Consider the following 2778-nt stretch of genomic DNA (forward strand, 5'->3'; position numbering starts at 1 on the left):
TTCCGCCGGCCTTGATCACGGCGAGCAGGGTGATCACCACGTCGGCGGAGCGTTGCATGAGTACCACGACGGGGGATTCGGGGCCGATTCCGGCGGTGTTGAGCCGTCGTGCCAGCGCGTTGGCCCGTGCGTTCAGTTCGGCGGCCGTGAGGCGGATCTCGCCGCAGACCACCGCCTCGGCGTCCGGAGCCGCCGCCACCCGCGCCTCGAACAGCCGGGCCAGGCTGCCCCCGGGCGTCCGGACCGCCGTGTCGTTCCACTTCTCCAGCAGCGTGTAGCGCTCGTCCGGCGCCAGCAGCTCCACCGCGCCCACGCGGACGTCCGGGTCCGCCGCCACCGCCTCCAGCAGCCTCACCAGCCGAGCGGTGATCGACTCGACCGTGCCGCGGTCGAACAGGTCGGTCGCGTACTGCACCACCCCGTCGACGCCTGCGGGGTCGCCGGCGGAGACGTTTTCGGTGAGGCCGAACGCCAGGTCGCACTTCGCGCCGCCGAAGCCGTACAGCGAGTAGGCGGGGTCCGGCGTCGTCGTCAGGCCCGGCAGCTCGGCCTCGTCCCCCGGCGTGTTGTTCAGCGCGAGCATCACCTGGAAGAGCGGGGGACAGCCGGGGATCCTCGGCGGGTTGACCGCCTCCACCACCTGGTCGAACGGCACGTCCTGGTGCGCGTACGCCGCCAGGTCCGTCTCCCGCACCCTGGCCAGCAGCTCGCGGAAGGTCGGGTCGCCCGAGGTGTCGGTGCGCAGCACCAGCGTGTTGGCGAAGAAGCCGACCAGCCGGTCCAGCGCCTCGTCGGTACGGCCGGCCACGGGAGCGCCGATCGGCACGTCGGTCCCGGCCCCCAGCCGGGTCAGCAGCGCCGCCAGCCCGGCCTGCGCGACCATGAACAGCGTGGACCGGTTGGCCTTGGCCAGGGCGAGCAGCCGCCCGTGCAGGTCGGGCGGGAGCCGCAGGGGCACCGACGCGCCCCGGTGCCCGGTCGCCGGCGTGCGGGGCCGGTCGGCGGGCAGCGCCAGTTCGTCGGGCATCCCCGCCAGGGCCTCCCGCCAGTAGGCGGTCTGCACGCTCACGGGGCTGCCCGGGTCCGCCGCGTCGCCGAGCAGGTCGCGCTGCCACAGGGCGTAGTCCGAGTACCGCACGGGCAGCGGCTCCCATGCGGGGGCCTCGCCGCGCGTGCGGGCCGTGTAGGCCAGGGCCAGGTCCTGCCTGAGCGGGGCGAGCGACCACCCGTCCATGGCGATGTGGTGCAACAGCAGCACCAGCACGTGCTCGTCCGGCTCGACGGGTGCGCCGGATCCCAGCGCGAACAGCAGCGCCCGCACCGGTGGCTCGGCCGAGAGGTCGAAGGGGCGCAGCGCCTCCTTCTCGACCGCCGCCCGGAGTTCCGCCTCGACGGTCTCCACGACGGTCAGCCCGGGTACGGCCTCCAGCACCCGCGGCGTCGGCCGGCCGTCCCGCGCGGGGAAGACCGTCCGCAGCGTCTCCTGCCGCCATGCCACGTCCCCGATCGCGGCCTCCAGCGCCGCCCTGTCCAGCCGCCCGGACAGGCGCAGGATCAGCGGGATGGTGTAGAGGCCGCCCGGCTCCGCGAGCTGGTCGACGATCCAGAGCCGGTGCTGGGCGAAGGAGAGCGGGGGCGGCGCCGAACGCTCCGCGCGGACGAGCGGCGGCCGCACCCCGCCGGCGCCGCCGGCCCTCGCCTCCTCGACCCTGGCCGCCAGCGCGGCGACGGTGGGCGCCTCGAACACCGCCCGCATCTGCAACTCGACGGAGAGCGCCGACCTGACCCCGGTCACCACCCGCATGGCCAGCAGCGAATGCCCGCCCATCACGAAGAAGTCGTCGTCGATCCCGATCCCCGGCACGGCGAGCACCTGCGCGAACAGCTCGCACAGGGTCTCCTCGACCGGCGTGCGCGGGGCCGTGCCGGAGGCCGCCGCCTCGGGCGCGGGCAGGGCGTGCCGGTCGATCTTGCCGTTGTGGTTGAGCGGCAGCGCGTCCATGACGACGAAGGCGGCGGGGACCATGTAAGCGGGCAGCGCCTCCCCGGCGGCCCGCCGGATCCGCTCGACGAGGCCGGCGCCGGCGGCGGCCGGGTCGTGGGGGACGAGGTAGGCGGCCAGGCGTCTGTCCCCCGGACGGTCCTCCCTGGCGATGACGGCGACCTGGGCCACCTCGGGGTGGCGGGCGAGGAAGGTCTCGATCTCGCCGAGCTCGATCCGGAAGCCGCGGATCTTCACCTGGCCGTCGGCCCGGCCGACGAACTCCAGATGCCCGTCGTCGCGACGCCGTACCAGGTCGCCGGTGCGGTACATGCGCGATCCGGGCTCGCCGTGGGGGTCGGCGACGAAGCGCTCGGCCGTCAGGTCCGGGCGGCCGAGATAGCCGCGGGCCAGGTGGTCGCCGGCGAGGTACAGCTCCCCCTCCCGGGCCGGCCGCAGCGTGTCGTCCAGGACGTGGGCGCGGATCGCGTCCAGCGGGCCTCCGATGGGGACGGCGCCGGGGAAGGGGCCGGTCACCGGGTGCGACAGCGCGAACGTCGTGGTCTCGGTGGGGCCGTAGCCGTTGCGGACGGTGCCGCCGGCGGTGACGACCCGCTCCACCGCGGCGGGGGAGGCGGCCTCGCCGCCGGTCCACAGGTGCGGGACGGCGGCCAGTACGGCGGGCGCCTCCTGGGCCAGCAGGTTGAACAGGCCGGTCGTCAGGAACACCGCGTCGACCCGCTCCTCCTCCAGCGCCCGGCGCACCACGGAGGCGTCCACCGGGCCGGGCGGGGCCA

General features: G+C 75.3%; 1 protein-coding gene. It reads right to left on the bottom strand.

Annotation, left to right across the window (positions count from 1 at the left end; translation table 11 throughout):
- Positions 1–2778 (bottom strand): condensation domain-containing protein (locus tag BM085_RS32565; protein ID WP_218158887.1); only part of this gene is annotated, 2778 nt, incomplete at both ends.

Source organism: Streptosporangium canum (assembly GCF_900113865.1).
GTDB classification, from domain to species: domain Bacteria; phylum Actinomycetota; class Actinomycetes; order Streptosporangiales; family Streptosporangiaceae; genus Streptosporangium; species Streptosporangium canum.